18 protein-coding genes and 1 pseudogene are annotated in these 22,702 nt (G+C 66.9%); 16 read left to right on the forward strand and 3 right to left on the reverse strand.

Annotated features, from left to right (window positions below; all coding sequences use genetic code 11):
* Positions 1-53: 53 nt before the first annotated feature.
* A complete protein-coding gene (locus AC1DDH_RS05765) occupies positions 54-800 on the reverse strand; it encodes a CoA transferase subunit A (RefSeq protein ID WP_476856213.1) in 747 nt (248 codons plus the stop codon).
* 249 nt (positions 801-1,049) lie between these two features.
* On the opposite strand from AC1DDH_RS05765, the gene AC1DDH_RS05770 reads away from it, so the two are divergent.
* Together AC1DDH_RS05770 and AC1DDH_RS05775 are read left to right on the forward strand one after the other, a co-directional pair.
* Positions 1,050-1,832: an IclR family transcriptional regulator gene (locus AC1DDH_RS05770; RefSeq protein ID WP_230010098.1), complete on the forward strand. Its 783-nt coding sequence runs from the start codon at positions 1,050-1,052 to the stop codon at positions 1,830-1,832.
* A 136-nt stretch (positions 1,833-1,968) separates the two neighbouring features.
* Entirely contained in the window at positions 1,969-2,874 is a 906-nt protein-coding gene (locus AC1DDH_RS05775; RefSeq protein WP_476955011.1) for an NADP-dependent oxidoreductase, read from the forward strand.
* 52 nt (positions 2,875-2,926) lie between these two features.
* On the opposite strand, the gene nadE is transcribed toward AC1DDH_RS05775, so the two are convergent.
* Together nadE and AC1DDH_RS05785 are read right to left on the reverse strand one after the other, a co-directional pair.
* Positions 2,927-3,748 carry an ammonia-dependent NAD(+) synthetase gene (nadE, locus tag AC1DDH_RS05780; RefSeq protein ID WP_026539367.1) on the reverse strand — a complete coding sequence of 274 codons (822 nt, stop codon included), beginning with the start codon at positions 3,746-3,748 and terminating at the stop codon, positions 2,927-2,929.
* A 244-nt stretch (positions 3,749-3,992) separates the two neighbouring features.
* On the reverse strand, positions 3,993-5,018 hold the full coding sequence (locus tag AC1DDH_RS05785; protein WP_223914562.1) for a LacI family DNA-binding transcriptional regulator: 1,026 nt from the start codon (positions 5,016-5,018) through the stop codon (positions 3,993-3,995).
* Positions 5,019-5,252: 234 nt separating this feature from the next.
* On the opposite strand from AC1DDH_RS05785, the gene AC1DDH_RS05790 reads away from it, so the two are divergent.
* The 14 genes and pseudogenes from AC1DDH_RS05790 to AC1DDH_RS05855 form a co-directional block, all read left to right on the forward strand.
* Positions 5,253-6,101 carry a sugar phosphate isomerase/epimerase family protein gene (locus tag AC1DDH_RS05790; RefSeq protein WP_476947430.1) on the forward strand — a complete coding sequence of 283 codons (849 nt, stop codon included), beginning with the start codon at positions 5,253-5,255 and terminating at the stop codon, positions 6,099-6,101.
* A gap of 52 nt (positions 6,102-6,153) precedes the next feature.
* Positions 6,154-7,161: a Gfo/Idh/MocA family protein gene (locus AC1DDH_RS05795; RefSeq protein ID WP_476947429.1), complete on the forward strand. Its 1,008-nt coding sequence runs from the start codon at positions 6,154-6,156 to the stop codon at positions 7,159-7,161.
* A gap of 304 nt (positions 7,162-7,465) precedes the next feature.
* Positions 7,466-8,989 (forward strand): ABC transporter substrate-binding protein, encoded by a 1,524-nt coding sequence (locus AC1DDH_RS05800; RefSeq protein WP_476955012.1) that lies wholly within the window; start codon positions 7,466-7,468, stop codon positions 8,987-8,989.
* Between the two features lie 6 nt (positions 8,990-8,995).
* On the forward strand, positions 8,996-9,937 hold the full coding sequence (locus AC1DDH_RS05805) for an ABC transporter permease (RefSeq protein ID WP_476955013.1): 942 nt from the start codon (positions 8,996-8,998) through the stop codon (positions 9,935-9,937).
* Positions 9,934-11,805, forward strand: coding sequence for a dipeptide/oligopeptide/nickel ABC transporter permease/ATP-binding protein (locus AC1DDH_RS05810; RefSeq protein WP_476955014.1), 1,872 nt, complete (start codon positions 9,934-9,936; stop codon positions 11,803-11,805). The genes AC1DDH_RS05805 and AC1DDH_RS05810 overlap by 4 nt, the downstream gene beginning before the upstream one ends.
* Positions 11,802-12,677, forward strand: coding sequence for an ATP-binding cassette domain-containing protein (locus AC1DDH_RS05815; protein ID WP_476955015.1), 876 nt, complete (start codon positions 11,802-11,804; stop codon positions 12,675-12,677). Before AC1DDH_RS05810 ends, AC1DDH_RS05815 begins: the two co-directional genes overlap by 4 nt.
* Before the next feature lie 123 nt (positions 12,678-12,800).
* Entirely contained in the window at positions 12,801-13,637 is an 837-nt protein-coding gene (locus tag AC1DDH_RS05820; RefSeq protein ID WP_476859414.1) for a sugar phosphate isomerase/epimerase family protein, read from the forward strand.
* 31 nt (positions 13,638-13,668) lie between these two features.
* Positions 13,669-14,835, forward strand: coding sequence for a Gfo/Idh/MocA family protein (locus AC1DDH_RS05825; RefSeq protein ID WP_476955016.1), 1,167 nt, complete (start codon positions 13,669-13,671; stop codon positions 14,833-14,835).
* 94 nt (positions 14,836-14,929) lie between these two features.
* The gene (locus tag AC1DDH_RS05830) at positions 14,930-15,991 is read left to right on the forward strand and encodes a LacI family DNA-binding transcriptional regulator (RefSeq protein ID WP_476859412.1); all 1,062 of its coding nucleotides are present in this window, start codon (positions 14,930-14,932) and stop codon (positions 15,989-15,991) included.
* Positions 15,992-16,076: 85 nt separating this feature from the next.
* Positions 16,077-17,483 (forward strand): glucuronate isomerase, encoded by a 1,407-nt coding sequence (gene uxaC, locus AC1DDH_RS05835; RefSeq protein WP_476859411.1) that lies wholly within the window; start codon positions 16,077-16,079, stop codon positions 17,481-17,483.
* Positions 17,480-18,925, forward strand: coding sequence for a mannitol dehydrogenase family protein (locus tag AC1DDH_RS05840; protein WP_476851814.1), 1,446 nt, complete (start codon positions 17,480-17,482; stop codon positions 18,923-18,925). The genes uxaC and AC1DDH_RS05840 overlap by 4 nt, the downstream gene beginning before the upstream one ends.
* 226 nt (positions 18,926-19,151) lie before the next feature.
* Positions 19,152-20,963 carry a beta-glucuronidase gene (uidA, locus tag AC1DDH_RS05845; protein WP_476955017.1) on the forward strand — a complete coding sequence of 604 codons (1,812 nt, stop codon included), beginning with the start codon at positions 19,152-19,154 and terminating at the stop codon, positions 20,961-20,963.
* Positions 20,964-21,021: 58 nt separating this feature from the next.
* A complete protein-coding gene (gene uidB, locus AC1DDH_RS05850; RefSeq protein ID WP_476874330.1) occupies positions 21,022-22,440 on the forward strand; it encodes a glucuronide transporter in 1,419 nt (472 codons plus the stop codon).
* 32 nt (positions 22,441-22,472) lie between these two features.
* A pseudogene (locus AC1DDH_RS05855) lies at positions 22,473-22,702 on the forward strand (bifunctional D-altronate/D-mannonate dehydratase); the annotation flags it as partial.

The raw sequence follows: 22,702 nt of genomic DNA on the forward strand, positions 1-22,702 counted from the left end.
AAGGGTGGGGCGCCAACGCCGGCGCGCCCGGGGTGGGCGGCGCTCGGGCCGGATTAGACGGTGACGGCGGAGGCGGCCTGCGCCGCCGCCGCTTCCGCTGCGGGCCGCGGGCGGACGGTGCGCTGTTCGATGTCCTTGACGCGGCCGCTGGCCTGGACCAGGCGCTGGACGAACACGCCGGGGGTGATGATGTGGTTCGGGTCCAGCTGGCCGGGCTCGACGATCACTTCGGCCTCGGCGACCGTCACGGCTCCGGCGGTAGCCACCACCGGATTGAAGTTCTGCGCGGTGTACCGGTAGATCAGGTTGCCGTCGGTGTCGGCCGTGTGGGCGTGAACCAGGGCGACGTCGGCCTTGATGGCGCGCTCCTGGACATAGGTCTCGCCGTCGAACTCCGCCAGCGGCTTGCCTTCGGCGACGAGGGTGCCCACGCCGGTCTTCGTGTAGAACGCCGGGATGCCGGCGCCGCCGGCGCGCAGCCGCTCAGCAAGGGTGCCCTGCGGGGTGAACTCCACCTCCAGCTGGCCGGCGAGGTACTGCTCGGCGAAGAGCTTGTTTTCCCCAACGTAGGACGCGATGACCTTACGGACCTGGCCGCCTTCGATCAGGACCCCGAGGCCCTTGCCGTCCACGCCCATGTTGTTGGAGACGACCGTCAGGTCCTTCACCCCGGAGTCCCGCACCGCCTCGATCAGGTCAGCGGGGATCCCGCTGAGCCCGAAACCGCCGACGGCGAGCGTCATGCCGTCGCGCAGTACGTCCTGCAGAGCGGCCGCTGCCCCGGATTTCACCTTTGACATTGCATCTCCTCATTGAGCTCGTCTTGCTATCCACCCCGGCAATCCACTTTGTGGACTCCATGTCTGAAGAAGGAGCCTATGGTGTGTCACAGACCACTGTCAACGTGGAGTTTCCCCGCTAACTCGCGGAGTTTACAGTGTGGACGCTACCCTTGGGACTATCCATTATGTGGATACCTGATGGCAAAATTGGGTAAAAGCAACGTGGGTGAAAGCATCATTCAGTTCCGGGCCGACGTGAGGCAAGCAATGAATACAACCCCCGTCCAGGGCGCCCAGGTGGTCAGCCGGGCAGCCGGCCTGCTGCGCCTGGTCGGCCGGAAGCCGGAGGGCTGCCCCCTGGTGGAGCTCGTGCGCGAATCCGGCCTAACACGGCCCACCGTGCACCGGCTGCTGAGCTCGCTCGCGGCCGAGGGGCTGCTGGACCAGGACCCGGGCAGCGGCAACTGGGTCCTGGGACCGGAGATCCTGCTGCTGGGGTCCGTGGCCTCGGCGCGCTTCCCCTTGGAGGACATCGCGAGGCCGAGCCTGCGCCGCCTGGCCGAAGAGACCGGCGAAAGCGCTTTCTTCTCCATCCGCCGTGGCAACGAGACCGTGTGCCTGCTCCGGGAAGAAGGCAGCTTCCCGGTCCGTTCCTTCGTGCTGCACGAGGGGGTGCGGTTCCCGCTGGGCGTCGCCTCCGCCGGCACCGCCATCATGGCCTTCCTGCCGGCACAAGAGCAGGAAGAACTGCTCGCCAACTGGGCAGCCCATGCCGGCAGCTTTGCGGCCGCGCACACCGCAGCACTGGTCAGGGAGAACCTGGAAGCGACGCGGCAGGCCGGCTATTCGGTCAATCCGGGGCTGGTCCTGGAAGGCAGCTGGGGGATGGGTGCGGCGGTCTTCGACCAGCGGGGGCGCCCCGCCTGGGCGCTGTCCCTGACCGGCATCGAACCGCGCTTCCGGGAGGACCGGCGTCCGCAGCTGGGGCGGCTGCTCCTGGAAGAAGCGCACCGGATCTCCACGCTGCTGACCCGCTCGCCAGGCGCCTGACCCTCGTCACGGGCCCCGGTTCGGCTCAGGCTGCCTCGGACAATTCAACTTGCCGGGCGACTCTTGCGCAGCCGCCGCTTGTGCCAGAAGCTGGCAGCACAGGCCGCAGCGCGTCGAGCCGAAGGAGCAAAGCCCCGTGAAAGACACCAAGATCTCTTTCGATCACTATGGCAGCCCGGACGTCGTCACCGTTGGCGAGGAGAAACCGCCGGTTCCGAGGGAGAACGAGGTCCAGGTGGGAATCCGCGCCGTCGGCGTCAACCCGGTGGACTGGAAAGTCGTCGCCGGCTACCTGGAGCCGTACCTTGCCCTGGACTTCCCTGCAGTTCCCGGCTGTGAGGCGGCAGGAATCGTGACCGCCGTTGGCCCCGGCGTGACCGGCTATGAGGTGGGTGACGACGTCATCTGGAATGGCATTTCCGGGGCCCACCGTGCCGTGGCCAATTTTCCGGTCGACCAGCTGACGCCAAAGCGCGCGGGCATCGATTTCGAGCAGGCGGCATGCGTCGCGATAGCTGGCGGCACAGCGTATTCGGCGCTGGTTCAGCTTGGCATTGGCGTGGGGGACACGGTCCTCATCCACGGCGCAGCGGGCGGGGTCGGCTCGGCGGCGGTCCAGATAGCACGGCACCTCGGCGCCCGGGTCATCGGGACCGCTTCAGAGCAGAACCACGACTACTTGCGCGGCCTCGGCGCCGTGCCTGTGGCCTATGGCGAAGGGCTTGTGGAACGCGTCCGCGCACTGGGCACCATCACCGCCGTCGTGGACACCTTTGGCGGGGAGGAGACGACGACGGCGACGGTCCATTTGCTTGGCGGCCACGGAGCCGCGGTGACCACAGTGCCTGGAAAGGAGGCCAACGCCGCCGGAATTGCACCGGTCAGGCTGCTGGACGGACGGGTAGCGGAGGCGGCCCGGCTGTCGGCCGGGGGAAAGCTCCGCTTCAGCATCCAGGAGCGGATTCCCCTCACCGATGCGGCCCGGGCATTGGTCATCAGCCGCGCAGGCCATGTCCGGGGCAAACTCGTGCTGATCCCGTGATTGGACCCCCGCGGGGCGAGCCTGCAGCCCGGCCCGGGGCTCTCGGCTCAGGCTATTTCCACCAGGTGTCGAAAATCGTCACCGGGACCGTGCGCTTGTGGCGGGTCCGCAGGTACATCGCCTCGATCCGTTCGGCAGCGGCATCGGGTACGTCACGGCCCTCGAGGTAGTCATCGATCAGGTCGTAGCCCAGGCCGAGTTCGTCCTCGTCGGTGCGGCCCGGCTTGCCGTCCAGCAGATCCGCCGTCGGAACCTTTTCCCAGATCCGGGCCGGTGCGCCGAGTTCCGCCAGCAGGGCGCGGTTCTGTCGCTTGTTAAGGCCGAACAGCGGCAGGATGTCCGCGCCGCCGTCGCCGAACTTGGTGAAGAACCCCGTGACGGACTCGGCGCCGTGATCCGTGCCGATCACCAGGTAGTTGTGCTCGCCGGCCAGGGCGTACTGGGCAATCATCCGGGTCCGGGCCTTGGTGTTGCCCTTGTGGAAATCGGAGATCTCCGTGCCCACGGTCTTCTCGAACTCGTCCTCGAAGCCATCTACTGCGGCCGAGATGTTGAACGTCCATTCGGTCTTGGCTCGCACGAAGTCCAGGGCCGCCTGCGCGTCGTCCTCGTCATGCTGGACGCCGTAGGGCAGCCGCACGGCCACGAAGTTCGCCTCGGTGCCCTCGGCCTCGAGTTCCTCGACCGCCAGCTGGGCCAGCCGCCCGGCCAGGGAGGAGTCCAGGCCGCCCGAGATGCCCAGGACGAAGCCCTTGGTGTGGGTGGCCGTCAAGTATTCCTTCAGGAACGTCACGCGTTTGCGCACCTCCCCGGCAGGGTCGATCCGGGGCTGTACGCCCATTTCCTCGATGATCTTCGCCTGGAGTTCACGCATGCCTCACAGCCTAGTCAGCGGTGTCAACAACGCTCAACTATTGCGCCCGGACCGGCGGCTGAAGGGCGGATCCGGCGTCGAAATGGCTTCGGTTCCGGACGGCGGCTACGGTTTCGGACCGTTGCGACTTGGATCCCCGGTGCGCCGGTCCGAATTCGGCGCCCCTGTCCGGAACCGCCGCGAAAACCTCACCACCGGCCGACGCCTGCCCGGTCCTGACTGGGCACCGGGCCGGACGCCGGGCCTATTGAGCCTGCCGCACCGGACCGGTGGAGCCGCGGACCGTGAGATGGGTGGGCATCACGGACCGGCTTCGGGTGCCACCGCCGGCGAGCGGGTTCAGCTGGGCCAGCAGCATGGACACCGCCACGCGGCCGGCCTGCTCGATCGGGGAGGCCATGGTGGACAGCGGCGGATTGCAGAAGTCGGCGCCAAAGATGTCGTCGCAGCCCACAATGCTCATGTCCTGCGGGACGCGGATGCCGCGTTCGCGAAGGCGCTGGAGCATGCCGATGGCGATGAGGTCGTTGAACGCGAGGCAGGCGGTGACCCCGCTGTGGACGGCGGCGTCCGCGGCTGCCGCGCCGGACTGTGTCTTGGGGGCGAACGGACCGAGCCGGCGCACCTCCACGCCGCGTTCCTCGGCAGCGACGGACAGTGCGGTCCACCGCCGTTCGCTGGACTGCGACGTCGTCGGGCCGGCCACATAGGCCACCCGGGTGTGCCCCAGCGAGATCAGGTGGTCCAGCGCCTGGCTGGTGCCGGACGGGGTGTCGATCAGGACCGCGGGAACGCCGGGCACGTCACGGTTGATCGCGACCATGGGCATCTTCGCCGCCGCGTTCAGCAGAGCTTCGTCGCTGAGCCGGGATGCGGCAACGATGATGCCGTCGGCGCTCTTGCGCAGCTGCTCCACGGTGCTGGCCTCCACCTCGTCGGATTCTTCCGTGTCCACCAGCAGCTGGGTGTACCCGGCCGCCTTGAGCTGGAGCTGGGTTCCCCTGATGAGGTCGAAGTAGAACGGGTTGGTGATATCCGGAACCAGGACTCCCACCGCGCCCGTGCGCCCGGAACTCAGCGCCTTCGCCTGGCTGTTGGGGGTGTAGTGCAGCCGGGCCGCGGCCGCCTCGATCCGCTGCCGTGTCCTGATGTTGACCCGGTCCGGCGTGGAGAGGGCACGGGAAACCGTGGAGGCCGCCACGCCGCAGAGCGCGGCGATGTCATGGATGGTGGCCGGGCGGTCCACTGCTGCTGGTTGCGTCGTCGCCACGGCGCTCCTCTCTGAACGTGGTGGCCGGGCCGAGGTGGCCGGGGGCGGGTGGCCGGGCTGTGATTGCCGCCACAGGGCCGGTCAGCAAAGCATGCCACAGATTGTTAGAATTTGGCAACCGGTTGTCATTTGTGTGCGGTGATGGCTAGACTGGGGCCCACACCGTTTGTGAACTGCGTCACCGCGCCGGAGCCGGAAGCTGCCCGCGGCGGCCGCGAAACCCAGGAGATCCGCGTGAGCAAAACACCACCCGCAGTCTGGTCGCTGTCAGGTTTCGGCGACGAAATAGATCCGGACCCGGCAGTTCAGGCCGCCGTGCTCCTGGCGCTGGGCGCAAGCCACATCGAGGTCCGCAGCGCCTGGGGCACGAACGTCTCCGAGCTGGAGCCCGCGCAGGTTGCCCGGCTCAGGGAAATCCTGGATGAAAAGGGCCTCAAGGTCTCGGCCGTGGCCAGCCCCATCGGGAAGGTGGACGTGAGCCTGCCGGTGGAGCACGAGCTGGCACGGCTCCGGCAGATCATCTCGGTAGCCAGGGGGCTGGATACACAATACGTCCGCATTTTCTCCTTCTTCCGGGCGGAAGGGCGCAGCGCGGAAGACATCCGCGACGACGTCCTGGCCCGTATGGGCGCCCTGGCGGCGCTCGCCGCGGAATCCGGCGTCGTGCTCCTGCACGAAAACGAAAAGGGCATCTATGGCGATACTCCGCAGCGCGTGCTGGACATCATGGAATCCGTGAACTCGCCCGCGCTCCGCATTGCGTGGGACAACGCCAACTTCGTCCAGGTGGGCGTCAAGCCCTACACCGAGGGCTACGCCATGCTGCGCCCCTACCTCGAGTACTTCCAGGTCAAGGACGCGCTCGCCACCACCGGGGAAGTAGTCCCCTCCGGTGAGGGCGACGGCGAACTCGACGCCACCATCGCCGCCCTCAAGGCGGACGGTTACGCCGGCTTCGCCTCGCTGGAACCCCACCTGGCCAGCGCCCACGAACTCGGCGGCTTCTCGGGCCCGGCGGCCTTCGGCACCGCGGCCCGCGCCTTCGCCGCGCTGGCCGTGAAAAACCAGATCGAACTCGTGTAATCGGCCTTCTTTAGCAGGCATGCACCACCACTAGGGAAAGAGGGAACTCCGGATGCCAAAGGCGGCAATCATCGGCTGCGGCGACGTGTCGGTCGTTCACTTTGAAGCACTTGCAGGGATGGACGGCGCCGAATTGGTGGCCGTCTGTGACCCGGATCCGGCACGCCGGGCGGCGGCGCAGGAGGCCCGCGGCGTCCCCGGCTTCGCGGACTACCGCGACATGCTGGAGGTGGCAGCTCCCGACGTCGTGCACATCACCACCCCGCATCACGAACACGCGGCGATCGCGATCGAATGCCTGCGCCGCGGTGTCCACGTGGTGCTGGAAAAGCCCCTGGCGCACACCCTGGCCGAGGGCGAAAGACTGCTGGCCGCGGCTGCCGACAGCACGGCGAAAATTGCCCTGTGTTTCCAGAACCGCTACAACGCCCCGGTGCAGGAAATGCGCCGGCTGCTGGACTCCGGCGAACTGGGCCAGGTGCGGGGGGCCTCGGCCACGGTCATGTGGCACCGGGATGCCGATTACTACCTCAGCCGGCCCTGGCGCGGAAATTGGGCCGAGGGCGGCGGGGGGCTGATGATGAACCAGGCCATCCACACCGTTGACCTGCTGCAATGGCTGGTGGGCGACGTCGTCGCGCTCGCAGGCAGCGCCTCGACCCATGCGCTGGCAGAAACCATCGAGGTGGAGGACACTGCGGAGTTCGCCGCGCTGCACAGCAGCGGGGCGCGCTCCGTCTTCTACGCCACCCTGGCCAACACCGTCAACGCACCCGTCACGCTGGACATCAGCACCGAGAGGGCAACATTGAGCCTGCGCGGGGACCTGACAGTCACTTACGACGACGGGCGCAGCGAGGTGGTGCGGGAACGCACCAAGGGATCGGGCGGCCGGTCCTACTGGGGCGTTTCGCATGCCCTGCTGATCGCAGATTTCTATGCCGGACTGGCGCAACCGGGCCCGTTCTGGATTGACGCCGCCGAAGGGGCGAAGTCGCTGCGGATCGTAAAGGAACTCTACCGCCAGTCCTACCCCGGCTCTGAGGAAAAAGTGTCCTAACCGGACGCCTCCGCGACCCGGCCCAGGCGCGCGGACTTCCGTTGCGCTTTCTTTTCCGCTGCGAACGTCGTGCCTGCGAACGTCGTGCCTGCGCACTGCGTGCGCTCGCAGGTGCACCGTCGTGCTCCGTCCAAGTGCCCGGCAACACCCCTGATCGCAATAATTCAAAAAGTAATGACAACCGGTTGCCAGATGTGGCAACCCAACGTACGCTGAACCCACAAGCGGCGGTGTGGCCCAAGCCACATTGCCGCCATCAACGTCCGTGCAGCGGACCTCGAGAAGCGATCCAAAGGAGCCAACAATGAAGTTCGGTCCCAAGGCAGCAGCTGCTGCCCTCATCCTCAGCGCATCCCTCGCGCTCACCGCCTGTGGCGGCGGCGCCGCAGCAGGCGGCGCAGGCACCACAGCCACGTCCCTGACGCTCGGCACCATCCAGGACGTCCGGTCCTGGGATCCGGCCCAGGCCCATGTGGGCCATATCCTCCAGCCGTACCAGGCCGTCTACGACACCCTGATCCTGCGCGAGCCGGACGGAAAGCTCAGCCCCATGCTGGCGACGGCCTGGAAGTACAACGCAGCAAACACCAAACTGACGGTGGACCTGCGCTCGGACGTCACCTTCAGCGACGGAGCAAAGTTCGACGCCGAGGCTGCCAAGGCCAACATGGACCACTTCAAGACGGCCAATGGTCCGCAGATGGCCCAGCTCAATGCGGTCAAGGACGTGGCCGTTGTGGACGCCGATACCATCGACATCAACCTCAGCACCCCGGACCCGGCCCTCGAGTACTTCCTCAGCCAGGCGGCCGGCCTGATGGGCAGCCCCAAGGCGCTCGGCACCGAGGGCATCAAGACCGAGCCGGTGGGCTCCGGGCCCTACGTGATGGACAAGGCCGCGTCGGTCAAGGACTCCCAGACCGTGTTCACCGCCCGGAAGGACTACTGGAACAAGGATCTGCAGAAGTACTCCAAGCTGACCTTCAAGATCCTGACCGACCCCACCGCCCGCACCAACGCCCTGGTCTCCGGCCAGGTGGACGCCACACTCCTGGACCCCAAGAACGGCAAGCAGGCCGAAGGCGCCAAGATGAAGCTGGCCGCCAACGAGGCGGACTGGCAGGGGCTGCTCCTCCTGGACCGTGACGGTGCCAAGAACCCCGCACTGCAGAACGTCAAGGTCCGCCAGGCCATCAACTACGCCTTTGACCGCAAGACCATCCTCGACCAGGTCCTGTTGGGCCAGGGCACCCCGACGTCCCAGCCGTTCGGCAAGGCCAGCGGCGCCTGGACCGATGAACTGGAGAACTACTACAGCTACGATCCGGCCAAGGCCAAGCAGCTCCTCAAGGAAGCCGGCTATGAAAACGGCGTGACCCTGGAAGTCCCCAGCATCCCCGACTTCCAGACTCAGATTTCCGTGGTCCAGCAGCAGCTGGCAGACGTCGGTATCACCCTGAAGATTGGCGCCGCGCTCACCAACACCTTCACCTCCGATGTGGCTGGACAGAAGTACACCACCATGTACTTCTCCCTCTTCCAAGGCCAGCCGACAGTTGCCATCAACCAGATCATCTCCACCAAGGCGCTCTACAACCCGTTCAAGAACGCGTCGCCGGAGCTCGACGCCAAGATTGACGCCGTGCGCAACGGCGGGGCTGACGCGGGCAAGCTGGCCCAGGAAGTGAACAAGTACGTGGTGGAGCAGGCCTGGTTCGCGCCGCTGTTCCGCGTCAACCAGATGTACTACCACAACGCCAAGGTCGACGTCACACCCCAGATCCAGCAGGCCGTTCCGTCCATTTACAACTACTCACCCGCCAAGTAGGACACCATGATCAGGTTCATTGCGAAACGACTGGGCAGCGGGCTGGTGGTGCTGCTTGTTGTCTCGGCGCTCACCTTCTTCCTGCTCTATATGTCCAGCGGGAGCATCGCCAGGAACATCCTGGGCGATCAGGCCACCGCTGAGCAGGTGGCGATGAAAGAACACGAGCTGGGGCTGGACCAGCCCCTGCTGACCCGCTACTTTGCCTGGGTGGCCGATGCCCTCAGCGGAAACCTGGGTGCCTCCTGGTTCTCCTCGGAACCGGTGGCCAACTCCCTGGCCAGCCGGATTCCGGTGACCATGACCATGGTTTTCGCCGCAATGATCCTGATCGCAATTTGTGCCGCACTCATCGGTGTCATCGCCGCGGTCAAGCGCGGCTGGGTGGACAGGGTGGTCCAGGTTGGCGCCATCATCGGCGACTCCGTTCCGGGGTTCGTGATCGGCGTCATCCTGGTCACCATCCTGGCCATCCAGCTGGGCCTGTTCCCGGCCACCAGCACCATTTCCCCGGATTCCGGGGCCGACGCGTGGGTCTATTCCATGTCGCTTCCGGTGATAGCCCTGCTGATCAACGGCGTCACCGGGGGCGCGCAGCAGATCCGCAGCGCCGTCATCAAACAACTCGAGCGGGACTATGTCCGCACCCTGCGCAGCCGCGGGATCGGCGAGCGGGAAATCCTGTTCAAGCACGTCCTGCGCAGCGCCGCGCCGGCCGGCCTGACGGTGCTGAGCCTGCAGCTGATCGGCATGCTGGGCGGCGTGGTGATCATCGAGCAGATCTTCGCCCTTCCCGGCATGGGTCCGATGGCGGTCGCCGCCACCGGCCAGTCGGATCTTCCGGTGGTGATGGGCGTCGTGATGTACACGGTGGTCGTCGTCATTGTGGTGAACCTGCTGGTGGACATCCTCAATGGCTGGCTCAACCCGAAAGTACGTGTGTCATGAAAAATTCTTCCGAAGAAGCCGCCGCAACCGCGGCATCCGCCGCCATTCCGATTCACCCCGGCCAGAGCGGCACCGTGGTCCGGTCCACCGTCATTCGGCGCCTGTTCAGGAACCCGCTGGGCATCGTTGCCATGACCATCCTGCTGGCGATCTCGCTCCTGGCGGTACTCGCCCCGGTCCTGGCGCCCTTCGAGCAGAACTACGCCAACATCGCCAAGACCCTCGCCGCCCCGGACTCCTTAAACATCCTCGGAACGGACAGCGCCGGGCGCGATGTCTGGAGCCGGCTCCTGTACGGCGCGCAGCTGACGCTGCTTTCCGCCCTGCTCTGCGCGGGCGTGGCCATTGCCATCGGCCTGCCGTCCGGCCTGGTCGCCGGGTACTACGCCGGCAAATTCGAGGCAGTCTCCAACTGGGTGGTCGGCATCCTCATGAGCCTCCCCGGGCTGATCGTGCTGCTGACCATCCGGGCGGCCTTCGGCCCTTCGGTCTGGATGTCCATGATCGCCTTCGGCATCCTGATCAGCCCGTCCTACTTCCGGCTGACCCGCACGGCCGTCCAGTCGGTGCGCAACGAGCTCTATGTCGACGCCGCACGGGTCTCCGGGCTGTCCGACCTCAGCATCATCGCCCGCCACATCTTCTCCGTGGTCCGCGCCCCCATCATCATCCAGACCGCGGCGATCGCTGGCGTGGCCATCGCCATTCAGTCCGGTCTGGAATTCCTCGGCCTGGGCGACCCCACCAAGGCCACCTGGGGCGTGATGCTCTCGGAGGGCTTCAAGAACGTCTACCTCACTCCCACGCTGCTCTTCTGGCCGGCACTGGCCATGGCGCTGACCATCGGCGGCCTGGTCCTGCTGGGCAACGCCATCCGCGATGCCCTTGAAGACGGCGAAAAGATCACGCATCGCAAGAAGCCAAGGGGAAACGGCATCAGCAAACGCACGACGGCGCCGGCCGCCGCCGCCCGCCCGTCGCGGAAGTCAGTGGCCGCCGTCGACCCCGGAACCGAACACCACCTGGTCAAGGTGACCAATCTCGGGGTCGGCTATCCGCAGGCAGACGGTTCCATCAAGAAGGTCGTCGACGACGTCTCCTTCCACGTGGACCGCGGCGAGATCCTGGGCATCGTGGGCGAATCCGGTTCGGGCAAGTCCCAGACCGCCTTCTCCATCCTGGGGCTGCTGCCGGACAATGCCCGCATCGTGGCCGGCTCCATCCAGTTCGACGGCAACTACACCGTTGCCCCGGGCGAGGAGCGCGTCAGCCAGGAGCGCCTGTCCAAACTGCGCGGCAGGCGGATTTCCTACATCCCGCAGGAGCCCATGAGCAACCTGGACCCGGCCTTCACCATCGGCTACCAGCTCGTGACGCCCATGGTCCGCGTCCTCGGCATCTCCAAGGCCGAGGCCAGGAGGCGGGCATTGAAGCTGCTCACCGACGTCGGAATCGCCAACCCGGAACGGACCTTCAACGCCTACCCGCACGAAGTCTCCGGCGGCATGGCCCAGCGCGTCCTGATCGCCGGCGCCATCAGCTGCGAACCGGACCTGGTTATTGCCGATGAGCCCACCACGGCCCTGGATGTCACGGTGCAGGCGGACGTGCTGGACCTGCTGCGCGAGCTCCAGCAGCGCCTGAACATCGGCGTCATCCTGGTGACCCACAACTTCGGGGTGGTGGCGGACCTCTGCGACCGTGTGGCTGTCATGCAGAACGGCCGGCTCGTGGAGGAAGGATCCGTCCGCGACATCCTGCGCAATCCGCAGGAGCCTTACACGCAAACGCTCCTGGCATCGATGCTTGAGGGCAAGGAACCCATGTCCATGCTCGTTTCCACCGGCCAGAAGGAGCCAGTCGCATGAGCCCCACCGACAGCGCTCCGCTGCTCGCGGTAGACCAACTGATCGTCGAGTACCCCAGCAAGAAGTTCCGGGCCAAGCCCTTCCGCGCCCTGACGGACATCAACATCACCATCGGCCGCGGCGAAACCGTCGGCCTGGTGGGGGAGTCCGGTTCCGGCAAGACCACCCTGGGCCGCGCCATCCTGGGGCTGGCCCCGGTGACCGGCGGGAAGATCAGCTTCGACGGCAAGGACATCAGCCGCGCCACCCGCAAGGACCGGCGGGTCCTGAGCCGTGACCTGCAGGTGGTGTTCCAGGATCCCTACACCTCGCTGAACCCCGCCCTGGAGATCGGCGACATCCTCGCCGAACCACTGGGCGTGCAGGGCATGGACGCCGCGGCGGCCAAAAAGCGTGTGAGGGAACTGCTGGACCAGGTGGGTCTACCCGCCGACGCCATCAACCGGCTGCCGCGCGAATTCAGCGGCGGACAGCGCCAGCGCGTGGCGATCGCCCGCGCCCTGGCCCTCTCGCCCAAGCTGATCGTCTGCGATGAGCCGGTCAGTGCCCTCGACCTCTCCACCCAGGCCCGGGTGCTGGACCTGTTCCTGCAGATCCAGAAGGACACCGGTGTGTCCTACCTCTTCGTCTCCCACGACCTCGACGTCGTCCGGCACATCAGCCACCGCGTCGCCGTGATGTACCACGGGGAGATCGTCGAACAAGGCCCGGCCGGCGTCGTCACCACCGACCCCGACCACCCCTACACCCAGCGGCTGCTGCTCGCCTCCCCGGTCCCGGACCCGGACCGGCAGGAACAGCGCCGCGCGGACCGGCACCGCCTGCTCGAGACGCAGCGCATGCAGCACGAACAAGCGGGCGCCCTCGCCTGAGGCCACCCGCGCCGTCAGACAGAACGGCCGGCGCCCTGGCGGCAGCACCTAACCGGCAACGAGGGCCCTTGCGGGTCCGTAACACCACGGAGGAATACAGTGGCCAAAATTGGCGTACAAGCGATGATGCTGAAAGACAGCTTCGCCGAAGTGGGGGCGTTCGAGACGCTCCGCAAGGTGAGCGCGATCGGATACAACGCCGTCGAGATCTCCCAGATCCCGATGACCCCGGAGAACGTCGCCGAGCTGGGCCGCGCCCGGAGCGAACTGGGCATGGACATCGCGGCACTGTCCGTCGCGATGGAGACCCCCAAAGGCCGTCCCGGGGACTCCCTGGCGGAGCACTTCGACAAGATCGTGGCGGACGCCAAACGCCTGGACTCCAGCCTCCTGCGGATCGGCATGCTGCCGTTCCCGGCCATGAAGTCAATCGCGGCAGTCGTTGATTTCGCCAAGCAGGCCAACGAGTACGCGGAGCGCCTGCAGGAACAGGGCCTGAGCCTGTATTACCACAACCACCACATCGAGTTCGCGAAGTTCGACGGCAAATTCATGCTGGACATCATTGCCGAGAACTCCCCGGCCATGGGCATGGAAATCGATGTGCACTGGGTGCAGCGCGGCGGCCTGGACCCGGTCCGGACGCTGCAGAAGTACGCCGGCCGCACGGCCATGGTCCATCTGAAGGACTACCGGATCGGAGAACTGCCGGAGTCCTCGTTCGGGCTCCTGGATTCCGGGGACATCATGGGCTTCATGACCGAGTTCAAGAATGTGGTCCAGTTCGCTGAAGTGGGCGAAGGCAACCTGGACTTCGCATCCATTGTTCCGGCCGCCCAGGCCGCCGGCGCCCGGTACCTGCTCGTGGAGCAGGACGAACTCTACGGGCGCACCGTCTGGGACGCGCTGCAGACCTCCCACGACAACCTGGTGGCGCTCGGCCACGCCGACCTTTTCTAGCCCACCCCCACTGACTACGGAGAACCACCACATGAGCAAGCAAGTACGCCTGGGCATCATCGGCCTGGGCCAGCAGGGCGGCGCCTACGCCCAGTTCATCACCGACGGCCTGGTCGCGAACATGGTGATCGGCGCCATCTGCGACACCGACCCCGCGAAAAAGGAACTGGCGGCCGCCAGGTACCCCGACGCGCCCTTCTACGACGACTACATCACGATGCTGGAAAGCGGCGACGTCGATGCGGTCGTGACGTGCGTGCCGCACTTCCTGCACCCGGAAATGGGGATCGAGACCCTCAAGCGCAACATCCACGCCCTCGTGGAGAAGCCGGCCGGCGTCTACACCAAGCAGGTCAGGGAGCTCAACGAATTTGCCGCGGGCAAGCCCGAACTGTCCTTCGCCATCATGTTCAACCAGCGCAACAACCCGCTGTACCAGAAGCTGAAGGAGATCGTCGACGGCGGCGAGATCGGCGGCATCCGCCGCACCAACTGGATCATCACCAACTGGTGGCGACCGCAGGGCTATTACAATTCCAGCGAATGGCGCGCCACGTGGGGCGGCGAGGGCGGCGGCGTTCTGGTCAACCAGGCCCCGCACCAGCTGGACCTGTGGCAGTGGATCTGCGGCGTGCCGAAGTCCGTCTACGCCAAGGTGGCCTACGGCTTCCGCCGCGACATCGCCGTGGAGGACGAAGTCACTGCCGTGGTGGACTACGGCAACGGCGCCACGGGCGTCTTCGTCACCGCGACGCACGACCTCGTGGGAACCGACCGCTTCGAGATCCTGGGCGACCAGGGCAAGATCGTGGTGGAGAACAGCAAGACCGCCACCGTGACCCGCCTGAAGAAGCCCGAGCGTGAACTCAGCGACGGCATGGGCATGGACGATGTCCGCAAACTTTTCATGGGCGAGCTGAATCCCGGCGAGTACTACACCACCGAGGTCATCGAGTTCGAGTCCGCCTGGGGCGCGCAGCACTCCGGCGTCCTGGCGAACTTCGCCGCCAACATCCTGGACGGCACGCCGCTGCTGGCCCCGGGATCGGACGGCATCAAGGGTGTCCGGCTGGCCAACGCCATCCACCTCTCGAGCTGGACCGGCACGGAAGTGGCGCTGGACTTCGACGAGGAAGAGTTCCTCGCCGAGCTGAACAAGCGCATCGCGGACGAGGGCAAGTTCGCCGAGCGCTCCTAGCCCGCCCCGCCCAGCCGCAGCAGGGGCCGTTTTGAGCACTCAAAACGGCCCCTGCTGGGGGCTGGTTGGGTTGTTTCCTCGTTAGGATGGGGCGGTGACTGAACCCAAGACGCCGGACGCTGCCGCAACAACCGACCCGGCCAAGAAGCACTCCCGGTCCGGAAAGTCCCACGCCACCATCTACGACATTGCCAAGGTTGCCGGCGTCAATCCTTCCACCGTCTCACGGGCGCTGAGCAAGCCCGGCCGGGTCAGCGCCAAGACGCAGAAACTCATCGAGGACGCGGCCGCCGAGCTGAATTACCAGGTCAATCCGTTCGCCCGCGCGCTGCCCACCGGCCGCACCAACACCTTCGGCCTGATCGTCGCGGACATCACCAACCCCACCTTTTTCGACATCATCCGCGGGGCGGAAACGACCGCCACGCTGCGGGACTACACCCTGGTGCTGGCCGAGTCGGCCGAGTCCGGCGTCACCGAACTGACGGCAGCACGCCGGATGATGGCCACCGTGGACGGCCTCATCCTGGCCAGCCCCCGCATGGACGACGACGACATCCGCGCCATCGCCCGGGACAAGCCGGTGGTGGTCATCAACCGCGAGGTCGACGGCGTGCCGTGCGTGGTTCCCGACGTCAACAAGGGCATCAGCGAGGCAGTCCGCAGCCTGGCCGCCAACGGGCACCACAAGGTTGCCTTTGTTGCCGGGCCGCCGCAGTCCTGGATGTCCGCGCGCCGCTGGGAAGGCGTGCAGGCGGCCTGCGAGTGGTCCCGGCTCGAAGCCGTGCGGCTGGAATCCACCAAACCCACGGTCGACGGCGGCCGCCAGGTGGCGCGCGACGTCCGGGCAAGCGGCGCCACGGCGGTGCTGACCTACAACGACCTCCTGGCCATCGGGCTCATGCAGGAACTCCAGGCCGCCGGCATGGTGGTCCCGGACCAGATCAGCATCGTGGGTTTCGACGACATCTTCGGCGCGGATTTCACCACGCCACCCCTCACCACCGTGCGCTCGCCGCTGGGGGAGTGCGGCGCCGGTGCCGCGACCCTGCTCCTTGATCTGCTGCACGGTGCGGGGGAACCGGCCGCCACGCTGCGCGTCGAGACGGAGCTGGTGCTGCGCGGCTCGAGCGGGCGGCTGCTGCCCGCGGGCTAGCCACACCTGTGAGGCCATCCGCAACCTGATGGCAATTATTAGCAACCGGTTGACAAATGCCGGAGGCAAGCCGGACCATTGATCTATGTCACAGTCGATTGCCGCCAACCCAGACCGGCTTCTGCCCGCGGATCCCGGAACGCGCAGCATTGCGCGCGACCTCCTCCAGCGCGTCCAGGACCTCCCCATCATTTCCCCGCACGGGCACGTTGACGCCGCCGTCATCGAGCACAACAGCCCCTTCCCGGACCCGGCAGCGCTGCTGGTCAGCCCGGACCACTACGTCACCCGGCTGATCCACGCCAGCGGCGTCCCGCTGGACCGGCTCCGGGGCTCGGCCGCGGCGGAACCGGACTCCCGCACGGTCTGGCGCGAGTTCTGCAAGGCCTGGCCGCTCTTCGAAGGCACGGCCTCCGGCTACTGGCTCCGCACCCAGTTCAGCAGCGTCTTCGGCCTCCGGCAGGAGATCAGCGCCGAAACCGCCGACGCCAGCTACGACGCGATCTCCGCCAAGCTGCTGGAGCCCGGCTTCCGTCCCCGCCAGCTCTTCAAGGACTTCAACATCGAGGTGCTGGCCACCACCGACGACCCCCTGGACAGCCTCGCCAGCCACGCGGCGATCGCCGAGGACCCCACCTTCCACGGCCGCGTCCTGCCCACCTTCCGCCCCGATGCCTACCTCAACATCGCGCACCCCACGTGGAGTGCGAATGTTGACCGGCTTATTGCGGCAGCGGGCGACGGCGCCGCCGGCTATGCCGGCTACATCACCGCCCTGGAAAACCGGCGCCGCTACTTCGTGGACCACGGCGCAGTCTCGGCCGACCACGGCGTCCGGACCCCGGCAACGCTCAAGCTCGACGCCGGCGACGCGGCCAGGCTGTTCGACCGCGCCCGCTCGGGCCAGGCCACGGCGGCCGACCGCGACGACTTCGAGGCCCACATGATGTACCAGATGGCACGGATGTCGGTGGAGGACGGCCTGGTCATGACCATCCACCCGGGGTCCTACCGCAACCACCACGAACCCACCTTCAACGCCTTCGGCGCCGACACCGGCCACGACATCCCGTTCGCCGTCAACTACACCGAGGCGATCCGTCCGCTGCTGCAGGACTTCGGCACCGCCAAGGACTTCCACCTGGTGCTCTTCACCCTCGATGAGACCGTGTTCTCCCGCGAACTCGCGCCGCTGGCGGGTTTCTACCCGTCGGTCTACCTCGGTGCGCCATGGTGGTTCCTGGACGCGCCCGACGCCATGCTGCGCTTCCGCTCGGCCGTGACCGAAACCGCAGGATTCTCCCGCTCGTCCGGCTTCATCGACGACACCCGCGCCTTCTGCTCCATCCCCGCGCGCCACGATGCCTCCCGCCGGATCGAGGCCTCCTTCCTGGCCAGGCTGGTCGCGGAGCACCGCGTCAGCGAGGACCGCGCCCATGAACTGATCGTCGACGTCGTGGACGGCTCACCCCGACGGGTGTTCAAACTGTGAGCGCCGAACTGACATCCGCACAGGAATCCGAGGTCGAGGCCGCCGTGGAACTTCCCCAACTGAGCCGCCGCCTGCACCCCGGTGCGACGGCGCCTGTGCGGATCGTCCATCTGGGGCTGGGCGCCTTCCACCGCTCGCACCAGGGCTGGTACACCCACCAGGCGTCCGACGCAGCGGACTGGGGCATTGCGGCCTTTACCGGACGCCGCCCCGACGCCGCCCTGGCGCTGGCCGAACAGGACGGGCTCTACACGATCGTGAACCGGGCCGACGGCGGCGACACCTTCACCGTTGTCAGCAGCATCGTCGAAGCCGTGGACGGGGCGGATGTCCAGCGCCTGGCGGAGCTGGTTGCCGCGCCGGCCACCGCGGTGATCACCCTGACCATCACCGAGGCGGCCTACCGGCTCCGCGCCGACGGGCAGCTTGACCGCTCCGCGCCCGACGTCGCCGCCGACCTTGCGCTGCTGGCGTCCGGCAGCGCCAACCCGGCGACGCCGCTGGGCCGGCTGGTGCTGGCCCTCGCCGCCCGCCGGGCTGCCGGGGCGGGACCGCTCGCCGTCGTCTGCTGCGACAACCTTTCCAACAACGGCACCGTCGCGCACAATGCCGTGGCAGGCATGGCCGGGGCGTGGGACGCGGGCCTGGCCGGATGGATCGACGCCAACGTCAGCTTCGTCAGCACCTCGGTTGACCGCATCACTCCCCGCACCACGGCCGCGGACATCGCCGCCGTCCAGGCCGCGTGCGGCTACCGCGACAATTCGCCCGTGGTGGCCGAGCCCTTCTCCAACTGGGTGCTCAGCGGGGAGTTCCCCGCCGGGCGGCCGCGCTGGGAAGACGCCGGAGCCGTGTTCGTCGCCGAGATTGAGCCGTACGAGAACCGCAAACTCTGGCTCCTGAACGGCGCGCACTCCCTGCTGGCCTACGCCGGCCTGCTGCGCGGCCACACCACCGTGGCCGAGGCCCTGGCAGACCCGCTGTGCCTGCGGGCCATTGAAAGCTTTTGGGACGAGGCGGAGGCAAATCTGTCCGGGCCGGCGGGACATGCCGCCGAGCTGCAGATCCCGGCCTACCGCGCCGCCCTGCTGGAGCGATTCGGCAACGCCCGGATTGCCCACCACCTCGCACAGATCGCCATGGACGGCAGCACGAAGCTGCGGATGCGCGCCGTTCCGGTGCTGCGGGCCGAGCGTGCCGCGGGCAGGCCCGGCGCGGCGGCCGCGCTCATGATTGCCGCCTGGATGGACTACAGCGCCGCCTCGGCCGCGCTCCAGGATCCGCTCGCCGAGGAGGCAGCCGCAGCCAATCGGCTCGCGGGCGCCGAGCGGACCCGTGCACTGTTGGCCCTGGTGGATCCGGCCCTGGCCGGTGACCGTTCCGTCGTGGACCTCATTGAAAGCTTGCGCGGAACGTTCGGGGAGCAGGCTGTCTCCCCGTAACGCCCTGCGGGCAAGCACTGCTGCCCGGCTCCCGGATCATCGGGAGCCGGGCAGCAGTGTTTCAATGAACAGCGGAGTTTCAATGAACTTTCAACAAAATGATGGCAACCGCTTGCCATTTGATTGCCAAGTGATTAGGATTACAGCAAGAGCACAAACCGGCCCCGCGGCCGGACCCTAAAAACCCTCCCCGGCACTGCCCGCAAAGACGCGATAGGACCTCCCAATGCTCAAGCCCCAGGCCAGCGAAACCCGCGAGATCGTCAACCTCGACGGCCTGTACCGCTTCAAGGTCGACCATGACCGCTCCGGCCACCGGGACGAATGGTTCAAGGCGCCCCTGGAAACCGGACTGGAAATGGGCGTCCCGGCCAGCTACAACGACGTCTTCCCCGACAAGGCCATCCGGGACCACGTGGGCTACGTCTGGTACCAGCGCGACGTGCGCGTCCCGCGCGGCTGGGCAGGGGAGCGCATCCACGTCCGCCTCGACTCCGCCACCCACGAAGGCATGGTGTGGGTGGACGACACCCTGGTGGCACAGCACACCGGCGGCTACATGCCGTTCAGCGCAGACATCACGGACCATGTGACACCCGGACAGGCCTTCCGCCTGACGGTCTCGGTCAACAACGAGCTCACGCAGGCCACCATCCCGCCCGGGACCATCACCGTCACCGGGGACGGCCGCCGGCAGCAGAGCTACCTCCACGATTTCTACAACTACGCCGGCCTGCACCGCAGCCTCTGGCTCTTCAGCACCCCCGCGGTCACGGTCGATGACATCACCGTCGTCACCGGCTTCGAAGGAACCGCCGGCAGCGTCGACTACACGATTGCCACCGCCGGCGGAACCGGCAGCGAAACGGTCACCGTTTCCCTCCGCGACGCCGACGGCGTCGAGGTCGCCCGCGCCGACGGCGCCCGCGGCACCCTGGCGGTCGCCGACGTCGTGCTCTGGAAGCCCGGCGCGGCCTACCTGTACAGCCTCACCGCGCAGATCCGCGACGGCGGCCGGCTGCTGGACAGCTACACTCTGCCGGTCGGCGTCCGCACCGTGGAAGTCAGGGGCAAGGAATTCCTCATCAACGGTGCACCGTTCTACTTCACCGGCTTCGGCATGCACGAGGACCACGTGGCCATCGGCAAGGGCCACAGCAACGCCCAGATGGTCAACGACTTCCAGCTCCTGGACTGGGTGGGCGCCAACTCGTTCCGGACCTCGCACTACCCCTACGCCGAGGAAGTCATGGAGTTCGCGGACCGGCACGGCATCGTCGTGATCGACGAAACCGCCGCCGTCGGGCTGCACCTGGGCTTCGGCGCCGTCTTCGGCGGCATCGCCAGGAAGACCTACGTCGAGGGCGGAGTGGACGCCCACACCGCCGCCAGCCACCGGCAGGCGATTACCGAACTCGTCGCCCGCGACAAGAACCACCCCTCCGTCGTGATCTGGTCGATCGCCAACGAACCCAACGGTTCCGAGGAGGGCGCCCGCGAGTACTTCGCACCCCTCGCGGAGCTGACCCGCAGCCTGGACCCCACCCGGCCCGTCGGCTACGTCAACGTCCTGTTCGACACCCCGGACAAGGAACTGCTCGGGGACCTGTTCGACGTGATCATGCTCAACCGCTACTACGGCTGGTACGTCGATAACGGCGACCTCGAAACCGCCGAGCAGCACCTCGAGAAGGAGCTGCGCGAGTGGGAAGCCAAGTACGGCAAGCCCATGATCATGACCGAGTACGGACCGGACACCATGCCCGGCTTCCACTCCATCTATGAACAGCCCTGGAGCGAGGAATACCAGGCAGCGTTCCTGGCCATGTACCACCGGGTCTTCGACCGGGTCGACGCCATGGTCGGTGAACAGGTCTGGAACTTCGCGGACTTCCAGACCTCCAACGGCATCATGCGCGTGGACGGCAACAAGAAGGGCGTCTTCACCCGGGACAGGCGGCCCAAACCTGCCGCCTATGCCCTGCGCCAACGGTGGACGGCACTGGCCGGCACCAAGAACAGCACCTCCAAGGCGTAGGCCTCACCGCACATTTTTCGCCGGACCCAGGTCCGGCAACGGGTAAAGGAGCCCAATCATGAAAAAGCTGAACAAGCTCAGCATCGTCGGCTATGGCGCCGGCGACGCCGCAAACAATCTCGCCTTCACCACCGCCACCATGTTCCTGCTCGTGTACTACACGGATGTGGCCGGAATCTCCGCCGCGGCCGCCGGCACCCTGCTGCTGGTGGTGCGGATCTTCGACGCCTTCGCCGACGTCTTCGCCGGCCGCGTGGTGGACCGGACCTACAGCAAGCGGTTCGGCAAGTTCCGTCCGTTCATCATGTTCGGTTCCATCCCGTTGCTGCTGCTGAGCGTGGCCACCTTCTCCATCCCTGAGCTCGGCGAATCCGGCACCCTGCTCTACGCCTACGTCACGTACGCAGCCCTGGGCCTGGCCTACAGCCTGGTCAACATCCCCTACGGCTCCCTCGCCGGCGCCATGACCCAGGACCCCGCGGAACGCGCCAAGCTCGGCTCCGCCCGGATGATCGGCGGAATGCTGGTCGGCTCCGCCCTTGGCATCTTCGTGGCCCCTTTGATCAAGCCGGGCGCCAACCTGCAGGCAACGTTCACCACCATCACCCTTGTCTTCGTCGTCATCGGCGCGGCCCTGTACCTCTTCACCGTCCTGACCGCCAAGGAGCGGGTCCACCGCGCCGTCCCCAACGTCACGTTCAAGCAGAGCATGGACACCCTCAAGGGCAACAGGCCGCTGCTGATGCTGTGCGTGAGTTCCTTCTTCTTCCTGACCGGCTACTTGGCCCTCACCTCGGTCCAGCTGTACTACCTCCGCGATGTCCTGGGCCGGCTGGACCTGTACCCCGTACTGTCCATCACCCAGCTCGTCCTCACCTTCGTGCTGGCCGGGTTCATGCCGAAGCTGGTCCGGAACCTTGGCAAAAAGCGCGTCTACATCTTCTCCTCGCTGCTCACGGTCATTGGCGGCGCCATCGTTTTCTTCACCCCGGCAAGCCAGGTCTGGATCGGATTCACCGGCCTGATCATCAGCCTCGTGGGCGTGCTGGCGGTCAACATCGTCGTGTGGGCGCTCGAGGCCGACACCGTGGAGTACGGCGAATGGAAGACCGGCGTCCGGACCGAGGGCATCACCTACGCGTTGTTCTCCTTCACCCGCAAGACCGGACAGGCCGTCGGCGGTGCGCTCGCCGCCTACGCCCTGGCCCTGGGCGGCTACAAGTCCGGCGCCGTCCAGACGCCCGACGCCGTCTTCGGCATCCAGATCGCCGCAGGCGCCCTGCCGGCCGTCATGACCATCCTGGCCGTGCTCGTCATGGCCAAGTACACGCTTACCGATGCCATGCACGCCCGGATCCTCACCGAGATCCAGGCCCGCCGCACCGGCGGCGACGGTTCTTCCGACGGCGCCGGCGTGCCGGCCGCTGTTTCCGCCACCGGTTCCGCGGACGCCGCGCCGCTGGCGCCCAGCAAATAAGACACCCCCGAAAGACCAGAAAAGGACCTGTTGTGAAAATCATTGCCGCTGAAGTGTTCGTCACCAGCCCCTCCCGGAACTTCGTGACCCTGCGGATCACCACCGAGGACGGCGTGACCGGGATCGGGGACGCGACCCTGAACGGGCGCGAGCTCGCCGTGGCCGCCTATTTGAAGGAGCACGTCGCGCAGCTGCTGATCGGCAAGGACCCGCACCGGATCGAGGACACCTGGCAGTTCCTGTACCGGTCCTCGTACTGGCG

The organism is Arthrobacter sp. 10T425, from assembly GCF_056393985.1.

Excerpts from the sequence above, each read along its gene's own strand:
- AC1DDH_RS05765 (WP_476856213.1), bottom strand. The coding sequence starts at position 800 with ATGTCAAAGGTGAAATCCGGGGCAGCGGCCGCTCTGCAGGACGTACTG.
- AC1DDH_RS05770 (WP_230010098.1), top strand. The coding sequence starts at position 1,050 with ATGAATACAACCCCCGTCCAGGGCGCCCAGGTGGTCAGCCGGGCAGCC.
- nadE (WP_026539367.1), bottom strand. The coding sequence starts at position 3,748 with ATGCGTGAACTCCAGGCGAAGATCATCGAGGAAATGGGCGTACAGCCC.
- AC1DDH_RS05795 (WP_476947429.1), top strand. The coding sequence starts at position 6,154 with ATGCCAAAGGCGGCAATCATCGGCTGCGGCGACGTGTCGGTCGTTCAC.
- AC1DDH_RS05800 (WP_476955012.1), top strand. The coding sequence starts at position 7,466 with ATGAAGTTCGGTCCCAAGGCAGCAGCTGCTGCCCTCATCCTCAGCGCA.
- AC1DDH_RS05805 (WP_476955013.1), top strand. The coding sequence starts at position 8,996 with ATGATCAGGTTCATTGCGAAACGACTGGGCAGCGGGCTGGTGGTGCTG.
- AC1DDH_RS05810 (WP_476955014.1), top strand. The coding sequence starts at position 9,934 with ATGAAAAATTCTTCCGAAGAAGCCGCCGCAACCGCGGCATCCGCCGCC.
- AC1DDH_RS05815 (WP_476955015.1), top strand. The coding sequence starts at position 11,802 with ATGAGCCCCACCGACAGCGCTCCGCTGCTCGCGGTAGACCAACTGATC.
- AC1DDH_RS05820 (WP_476859414.1), top strand. The coding sequence starts at position 12,801 with ATGATGCTGAAAGACAGCTTCGCCGAAGTGGGGGCGTTCGAGACGCTC.
- AC1DDH_RS05825 (WP_476955016.1), top strand. The coding sequence starts at position 13,669 with ATGAGCAAGCAAGTACGCCTGGGCATCATCGGCCTGGGCCAGCAGGGC.
- uxaC (WP_476859411.1), top strand. The coding sequence starts at position 16,077 with ATGTCACAGTCGATTGCCGCCAACCCAGACCGGCTTCTGCCCGCGGAT.
- uidA (WP_476955017.1), top strand. The coding sequence starts at position 19,152 with ATGCTCAAGCCCCAGGCCAGCGAAACCCGCGAGATCGTCAACCTCGAC.
- uidB (WP_476874330.1), top strand. The coding sequence starts at position 21,022 with ATGAAAAAGCTGAACAAGCTCAGCATCGTCGGCTATGGCGCCGGCGAC.